The 7,869-nt window shown below is 69.0% G+C and carries 8 protein-coding genes; 3 read left to right on the top strand and 5 right to left on the bottom strand.

Annotation, left to right across the window (positions count from 1 at the left end):
• Positions 1-26: 26 nt before the first annotated feature.
• Complete coding sequence (locus ACYVE7_RS24885) at positions 27-383, bottom strand: fluoride efflux transporter FluC (protein WP_460367709.1); 357 nt, start codon at positions 381-383, stop codon at positions 27-29.
• Positions 384-503: 120 nt separating this feature from the next.
• Here ACYVE7_RS24885 and ACYVE7_RS24880 point away from each other — a divergent pair, with 120 nt between their 5' ends.
• The 3 genes from ACYVE7_RS24880 (at position 504) to ACYVE7_RS24870 (ending at position 3,584) form a co-directional block, all read left to right on the top strand.
• The gene (locus tag ACYVE7_RS24880; RefSeq protein WP_460367707.1) at positions 504-1,100 is read left to right on the top strand and encodes a hypothetical protein; all 597 of its coding nucleotides are present in this window, start codon (positions 504-506) and stop codon (positions 1,098-1,100) included.
• A 126-nt stretch (positions 1,101-1,226) separates the two neighbouring features.
• The gene (locus ACYVE7_RS24875) at positions 1,227-2,108 is read left to right on the top strand and encodes a hypothetical protein (protein ID WP_460367705.1); all 882 of its coding nucleotides are present in this window, start codon (positions 1,227-1,229) and stop codon (positions 2,106-2,108) included.
• A gap of 330 nt (positions 2,109-2,438) precedes the next feature.
• Positions 2,439-3,584, top strand: coding sequence for an acyl-CoA dehydrogenase family protein (locus ACYVE7_RS24870; RefSeq protein WP_460367703.1), 1,146 nt, complete (start codon positions 2,439-2,441; stop codon positions 3,582-3,584).
• Positions 3,585-3,687: 103 nt separating this feature from the next.
• On the opposite strand, the gene ACYVE7_RS24865 is transcribed toward ACYVE7_RS24870, so the two are convergent.
• From ACYVE7_RS24865 to ACYVE7_RS24850, 4 genes are all read right to left on the bottom strand, one after another.
• Positions 3,688-4,905 (bottom strand): ABC transporter permease subunit, encoded by a 1,218-nt coding sequence (locus tag ACYVE7_RS24865; RefSeq protein WP_460367701.1) that lies wholly within the window; start codon positions 4,903-4,905, stop codon positions 3,688-3,690.
• Positions 4,906-5,022: 117 nt separating this feature from the next.
• Positions 5,023-5,967: a carbohydrate kinase family protein gene (locus ACYVE7_RS24860; protein ID WP_460367699.1), complete on the bottom strand. Its 945-nt coding sequence runs from the start codon at positions 5,965-5,967 to the stop codon at positions 5,023-5,025.
• Positions 5,968-5,978: 11 nt separating this feature from the next.
• Positions 5,979-6,782 (bottom strand): ATP-binding cassette domain-containing protein, encoded by an 804-nt coding sequence (locus ACYVE7_RS24855; protein ID WP_460367697.1) that lies wholly within the window; start codon positions 6,780-6,782, stop codon positions 5,979-5,981.
• Positions 6,779-7,657 (bottom strand): ABC transporter permease, encoded by an 879-nt coding sequence (locus tag ACYVE7_RS24850; RefSeq protein WP_460367695.1) that lies wholly within the window; start codon positions 7,655-7,657, stop codon positions 6,779-6,781. The genes ACYVE7_RS24855 and ACYVE7_RS24850 overlap by 4 nt, the downstream gene beginning before the upstream one ends.
• Between the last annotated feature and the right edge of the window lie 212 nt (positions 7,658-7,869).

The following is a 7,869-nucleotide window of genomic DNA, read 5'->3' as shown; positions in this document are numbered from 1 at the left end:
CGCGCCGACGGCGACCAGGAGCGCGGTCACCGGCCGGCCAGCCACTGGCCCGCCCCGACGGCCGCGACGTCCGCCAGCGGGGTGGCCGCCAGAGAGACCAGGGCGATCATGGGGTCGGCGTACTGGACGTCGGTGACATAGGTCGAGAACGTGGTGAATCCGCCGAGGACCCCCACGCCGAGGAACAGACGGGCCATCGGGCGTCGCAGGAGCCAGGCGGCGGCCAGGCCCATGACCAGGCAGCCGGTGACGTTGACGGTGAACGTCGACCACGCGAAGCCCGTTCTCGGGTGCGGCCAGACGGCGGTGAGCGCGTAGCGGGCCACCGCGCCCAGTGCCCCGCCCGCGGCCACCGCGGCGAGGCGTCGCACTTGTGAGGACACGGCGACGCAGTTTATGGCATCACGGTCCGGCGTCGGGGAAGCGGAAAGGGCGGGGCGCGTTGCCGCCGTGCCGGGCGGAGTCCTAGGGTGCCTTAACGATCATCCAGAAAGGACCTATTCGTGACCTTTGCCGGTTTTCCTGGTGAGCGGGCCGACGAGATTCCGGCCCGGCTGATCGACGCGGGGATCGCGATCCTGGTCGAGCTCGGCCTCGCCCGCTGCACCCCGGCCGAGGTCGCCGCCCGCGCCCGCACCGCACCGGCCGCCCTCTTCCGGCACTTCGGCACCCTGCCCGGCTTTCTGATCGCGGTCGGCGAGGAGGTCGCCTGCCGGCAGCTGATCGGCTTCCAGGCCAAGCTCGACGGCGCGCCCCGCGACGTCGAACCGCTGGAGAACGCGCTCCGGCTGCTGCGCGAGCTGAGCGGCGAGGGCGTCAACGTGGTGTTCCAGGAGTTGATGATCGCGGCCCGCACCGACGCGGAGCTGCGCGCCCTGCTCGTCCCGCAGCTCGAAGCCTACGGCCGGGACATCGAGGTGATCGCCGCCCAGCTCCCCGGTCTCGACGCGATTCCGCCCGATCTGTTCCACTCGCTGATCCATCTCGCGCTGGACGTCTTCCGCGGGGCGGCCATCCGGGGCGGCGAGCGTTCCGACCGGGTGCCGTTGATGATGGGGTTGATCCGGGGGGACCTGGCGTTCCTTCTCCAGGGCTCCTGACTGCCCTACCCTGCACAAACTGACAGGTTGGCAGCTGGATTGTTATCCAGGACTGACTGTCTCCTTGTGCCCGTTACGGCAGAATCTTCCCGCACATAGTGTGAAATTCGGGGAAGGCGCGCCCATATGAGAGCACGGCCGTTCGGCCTGGGAGTCTTGGCCGTGGCGGTCGCGGTGACCGTCATGACGCCGGGAACGGCATACGCGGCGGACAAGACGCTGCGGCTGCGGAACGACACGCCCATGACCGCCGCGGGCGGCAACGCGAGCTGCCCCGGCGTGCCCGGCGACAAGGACGGCTGGCACTTCGGCGTCCGTAACCACCCCAGGGTCACGCTCACCTCGCTGACGGTGACGTTCAAGCCCGGCGGCCAGCAGACGATCACCTCGTTCGCCGACGCCACCAACGCGTATGTGGCGTCCGAGCGGGGCGCGAAGCTCACCGCGGCCAAGGCCGAAGTGGACGGCGGCCTGGTCACGCTCCTGCTCGTCAGCTATATCGAGGTCGAGGGGACGTGCCCCGGGCAGGCCCCGCCGCCGCCCCCTCCGCCGCCGCCCGCGCCCGCGCCGCAGCCCGACAACAACGGCAACGGGCAGCCGAAGCCCGACCCGAAGCCCGACGGCAACGGGCAGCACAACGGCGGCAACGGGCAGCACAACGGCGGCAACGGCAACAGCGACGACAAGAAGAACAACACCGGCAACGGCCAGAAGCCGAAGCCCAAGCCGGGTCACGCCGGCAACGCGGCGCCGTCCACGACCCCCACGGCACCCGCCACGCCCGGCGCGACCGAGCCGACCACCCTGCCGAGCGTCGGCGTCGACCAGCCCGAAGTCGACGTGAACGGCGAGAACGGCACCCCGGTCGCCGCCATCGGCCCGGACGACGCCGCCACCGCGGGCGGGCTCGGCATCGCCGGGTTCGCGACGATCGCGATGGGCGCGTTCCTCCTGCTGTTCGGCGGGGTCTCCGGCTACGTCAACTGGCGTCGCCGCCGTCCGCGCTAACGCCTGTGGCGCTGGGTGTCCAGCAACCGGCGTAACGCCCGGGTCGTCGCCGACGACCCGGTGCAGGACGCGTTCGGCGAGTCCGGGGAACTGGCCGCCGACCGCGCTGAGCAGCCGCCGGGGCAGTCCCAGACCGCCGTTGGTGTCGGTGAGCAGGACCCTCGCGATCTCCATGATCCTCCCGTCGTTAGTTCGTTTGTTCGAACAGGCGGTAGTTCCGGCGTCGCGGGCGGGCAAGGGGAGGGGCGCGGCGAATCGGGAGGAAGCGGTCGGGTACATTAAGCGCGCGCTTAATGAGCGGGTGTTTCACGGAACTGAGGGAGGCGCGGAGTGCGGCGGACGCTGTTCAACGAGGACCATGAGGCGTTTCGGGAGACCGTGGCGGCTTTCGCCGAGCGGGTCCTGATCCCCGGCTACCCGACCTTCGTCGAGCAGCGGTCGATCGACCGCGAGGTGTGGCTCGAAGCGGGCAAGCTGGGACTGCTCGGCCTTGAGGTGCCCGAGCAGTACGGCGGCTCCGGCGCCGACGACTTCCGTTTCAACGCCGTCGCGAACGAGGAGTTCGCGAAGGTCAGCATGGGGTTCGCGTCCTGCCTGGGGATCCACGCCGACATCGTCGCCCCCTACCTGGTGAAGCTGACGACCGAGGAGCAGCGGCAGCGGTGGCTGCCGAAGTTCTGCACGGGCGAACTGTGGACGGCCATCGGCATGACCGAGCCGTCCGGCGGCTCCGACCTGGCGGCGCTGCGCACCACGGCCGTCCAGGACGGCACCGACTGGATCATCAACGGCAGCAAGACCTTCATCACCAACGGCTACTCCGCCGACCTGGTGATCGTCGCGGCCCGCACCGACCCGGAGAAGGGCGCGAAGGGCATCACGCTGTTCGCCGTCGAGGCGGGGACGCCGGGCTTCGAACGCGGCCGCAAACTAGACAAGATCGGCCAGCACGAGTCGGACACCGCGGAGCTGTTCTTCTCCGACGTCCGCGTCCCCGCCGAGAACATGATCGGTGAGCGCGGCAAGGGCTTCGTCTCGATGATGCAACTCCTGCCGCAGGAGCGTCTGGGCGCCGCCATCACCAACCTGGCCCACGCCACCCAGATCCTCCACGAGACCCTCCAGTACGTGAAGGACCGCAAGGCGTTCGGCAGCTCGATCGGCTCCTTCCAGCACAACAAGTTCCTGCTCGCGGACCTGTTCACCCGTATCGAGGTCGCCCAGGCCTACGTCGACAAGTGCGTCGAGCTCCACTCGACGGGCGACATGACCCCCATCGACGCCGCCAAGGCCAAGTACTGGGCCGCCGAGGTCCAGAACCACGTCCTCGACCACTGCGTCCAGCTCCACGGCGGCTACGGCTACATGACCGAGTACCGAGCCGCCACCGCCTGGACCGACGCCCGAGTAACCCGCATCTGGGCCGGCTCCTCCGAAATCATGAAGGAACTCATCGGCCGCGACCTGGGCCTCTAACCCTGACCTGCGCTTTCACGGTTTGTCTGTACGAGTAACCACCTGTCGCCTCACCCGCGCCAGCCGACTGTGTTGCCGGCTGTGCGCGAGTGAGGTGAGCGCTTCAGCGGGGTCGGGCGGCGCGTTGGGCGGAGATGTCGATGATGGCGGCGACCAGGACGAAGAGGCAGAGGACCATGTGGCGGATGCCGGCCTGGTCGGTGACCCGGGCCAAGCCGTTGTCGACGACGATGACGACGCAGGCACCGAGGACCGCGCCCTGGACCCTGCCCCTGCCGCCAGACAGGCTCGCGCCGCCGATGATCGCGGCGGCGACCGCGGACAGCAGGACGGCGACGCTACCGGTCTCGGAGCCTGCGGACTGGAAGCGGGAAACAGCGATGATTCCGCCCAAGGCCGCGAGCGTCGAGCAGATCGCGTAGGCGGCGACACGCAAGCCCTCGATGTCGGCGCGATCGTGGAAGGCGGCCGCGCCCGCGGCGGTCAGCCGACGGCCGAATGCCGTCCTGCGCAGTACATAGGACCAGCCCACGATCAGGGCGGCGACGATCGGTACGACCAGGGGAACCCCGCGCAGGGACACGGTGGCGGGGTCGGGGCTGCGTTCGAGGGTGAGGGCGTAGACGATGGCAGCGGAGATTCCGCCCGCCAGGACGATCCGCCAGACCGCCAGTCCGACGGGCTCGACGATGGGGCGATGGTGGCTTCCTCGGTGCTTGCGCTGGATCTCCAGTAGCGCATATGCGGTCAGCCCTAGGGCCCAGGTCAGCCAGGACGTCACCGGAGCGAGATTGGTGTTGATGATCGCGAGGATCTGAGGGTCCTTGATCGCGATGGCCTGGCCGTTGTTCAGCAGCACCAAGGTCAAACCCTGGAGGCCGAGCAGGGCCGCAAGCGTGGCGATGACCGGCGGGATCCTGGTTCGGCTTATCAGCAGGCCGAGGCTCAGCCCGATCGCCGTGCCGGTCAGCAGAGCGAACGGGAGCGCGGCGTAGGCGGGTAGCCAGGTCAGGCTGAGCGCCAGGACCACACCACAGAGGCCGCCGGCACAGGCGACGGACAGGTCGATCTCGCCGAGCAGAAGGACGAACACCAAACCCATGGCCATCACGCCGATGCCCGCGCCCTGGGTGATGAGGTTGGCGAGATTGGCCGCGGACAGGAAACCAGGGCTGATCAAGGTGAAGATCGCACCGAAGCCGACGAGTCCGATCGCGGCAGGGAGAGTGCCGAGTTCTCCGTCAGCGACACGGGAGGCGTACTCGCGGGCGTATTCACGGACGGTGACGGTGGCCGTTGGGGGACGGAGGGTTGTGCTCATGAGCGGCTCTTCCTTCCGGAGCCTTCGAGGACGCTCCGGGCTATCGGGGTGGTGGACAGCGCAGTGAGGAGGAAACGGCCGCCGCCCCCGCGGACGGCCGTGCTTGCGTGGGGAGCTTCAGGCCTGGAGGTCCGCCAGCCAGGGCGGATTGGCGCCCTCGTGGCGGCAGGCCTCGGCCGCGACGTCGGAGGCGAAGGTGAGGGCCCTGATGAGGAGTGCCGGGTCCAGTCGATCGAGTTCGCCGCCGAGGGCTCCTCCTGTGTGAAGGCGGTAGAGGAGACCGGCGGTGAAGGCATCGCCGGCACCCACCGTGTCGACCGGCTCCACCGGGCGGGCGGGTACGGCGTAGCGGCGCCCGCCGAGAGAAGCGATCACACCGTCGGCTCCCAGCGTGATGACGACCAGGCGGACGCCGTCGGCGTGCCATTCGTCGCAGACTTCGGCCAGGTCGGCTCCGGGACGTAGGTGGTCCAGGTCGTCCTGGCTGAGCCGGAACACGTCGGCGATCGCGGTCCACCCGGGGAGGAGGCGGCGGTAGGTCTCCAGCGGGACGATGCCGGGGCGGACGTTCGGGTCGATCGAGATCGTCGTCGAGCCTCGTCGGGCCCGCAGGAGCTCCTCGATGAGGGGACCTCCGGGTTCCAGCGCCAGCGCGAGTGAGCCGGTGTGGATGCACGCTGCTTCGTCGGACGGGCTGTGCGCCGAGAGTTCCTCCCTGGTCCATTGCCAGTCCGCCGTGCCTTCGGCGTAGAAGGAGTAGCGGGCCCGGCCCTGCCTGTCGACGGTCGCCAACGCCAGCGTCGGTTCTTCCTGGGCTTCCACCACGAGCGACAGATCGACGCCCGAGCTTGCGAGGTAGTCGCGCAGGAGGTCACCGAACGGGCCGTTGGGCAGCCTGCCGACGAATCGAGTGGGGATGCCGAGCCTGCCGAGCGCCACCGCTGTGTTGGCGGGCCCTCCGCCGGGCAGTACTCGCAGGTCGAGCGCTCCCGAGGTTCCGCCTTGGACGGTGGAGACGAAGGCGTCGGCCACGGCCTCCCCGATGACCGCGATGTGGTTCAACTCACTTCCCTTCAGGTGATGTCACTGGGCAGGAGTTGCAGAGCGCCCGTCATGATGGCGACGACTTCGGACATCGTGTGGTCGGCGGGTTTCACGACGCCGGCCCTGCGGCCGAGCCGTTGGATGTGGATCCGGTCGGCGATCTCGAAGACGTGCGGCATGTTGTGGCTGATCAGCACGACGGGCAGACCGCGGTCGCGGACCTTCCCGATGAGCTCGAGGACCTGTGCCGACTCCTTGACGCCCAGCGCCGCCGTTGGCTCGTCCATGATGACGACGTGGCTGGCCCAGGCGGCGGCCCTGGCGACCGCGACGCCCTGACGCTGCCCGCCCGATAGGTTCTCCACCGCGCCCGCCATCGACTGGAGGCCGATGTTCAGCTCGCTCATGTGACGCGCGGACTCGGCCTTCATCGCTGGTTTGTCGAGCATCCGGAACACCGCGCCGAGAACACCTTGACGCCGTTGCTCGCGACCAAGGTAGAGGTTGCTGGCGATGTCGAGGGCGGGCGCGACGGCCAGATTCTGGTAGACCGTCTCGATTCCCTGCTTTCGGGCGTCGAGGGGCGATTTGAACTGGACCTGCCTGCCGTCGAGCCAGATGTCGCCTTCGTCGGGCTTGGCCGCTCCGGTCAGTGCTTTGATCAGGGAGGATTTTCCGGCGCCGTTGTCGCCGATCACCGCCAGGACCTCGCCGGGCAGCAGATCGAAGTCGCAGCCGTCCAGCGCGGTCACCGCTCCATACCGCTGGACCAGCCCGCGGGCTTTCAGCACCTGAGCGCCCGCGCGTACGGAGGTCATGTCGGGTGTCGTCATGCCTTCCACCTCTTCCGGGAGAGCTGGTCGACGGTCACCGCGAGGATCACCAGGATGCCGGTGATGAGGATCTGGTAGATCGAGGGGACGCCCATGAGCTGGAGGCCGTTGCGGATGATCCCGACGAGCAGCGCCCCGATCAGTGTCCCGACGACGAGGCCGCGCCCGCCGAACAGGGACGTCCCGCCGAGGACGACCGCGGTGATCGAGTCCAGGTTGTCGGTCTGTCCGGCTTTGGGGTCGCCGACGCCGGTGCGGGCGATGAGGAGCAGCGCCGCGATCCCGTAGATCGCTCCGGCGACGGTGTAGACGGTGAGCAGCCGCCGCTGCACCGGGATACCGGTGAGGCGGGCTGCTTCGGGGTCGTTGCCGACGGCGTACACGTGTTTGCCCCAGGCGGTCTGGCCCAGGACGTAGGCGAATGCCAGGAACAGCCCGATCATCAGGACCGATCCGTAGGTGACGTCGGTGCCGCCGAGGGGGAAGGTGTTGCCGAGTGCGGTGAGTGCCGAGGGCAGGCCGCTGATGGTCTGTTCTTCGGAGTAGATGTGGGTGAGGGCGAACGCCACGTTGAGGACGCCGAGGGTCACGATGAACGGCGGGAGTGAGATCTTCGTGACGAGGAGCCCGTTGATGAGGCCGAATCCGGCGCACACCGCGATGCCGGTGGCGATGGCGAGCAGCGGCGGCCAGCCCGCGTCCACGGCGAGTTTGGCCATGAGGACGCCGCCGAACGCCATGATCGCCCCGCAGGACAGGTCGATCCCTGCGGTGAGGATGATGAGGGTCTGGCCGATGGCCAGGGTGCCGACGACCATGACCTGCTGGATCACCAGGGCGAGGTTGCCGCCGGACAGGAACTTGTCGGACTGCATCGAGAAGAAGATGCAAGCGAGGAGAAGGGCCGCGACGGGCCCGAGCGTGGTGCCAGAAGGAACCGCGAGCCGCCGGAAGGCGGCTCGCGGTCGGTTGGCGACGGGGGACGTCACAGGGGTCAGCCCCAGCAGTTTTCGAGACCGAAAGCGGTGTCCTTGGCGTCGACGCCGTCGGCGGCCTGGTCGGTGACCAGGGTGACGCCGGTGTCGGT

This window comes from Actinocorallia lasiicapitis (genome assembly GCF_054778695.1).
Note: the sequence above shows the minus strand (reverse complement) of the source record. Positions and strands in the feature narration are given on the sequence as shown.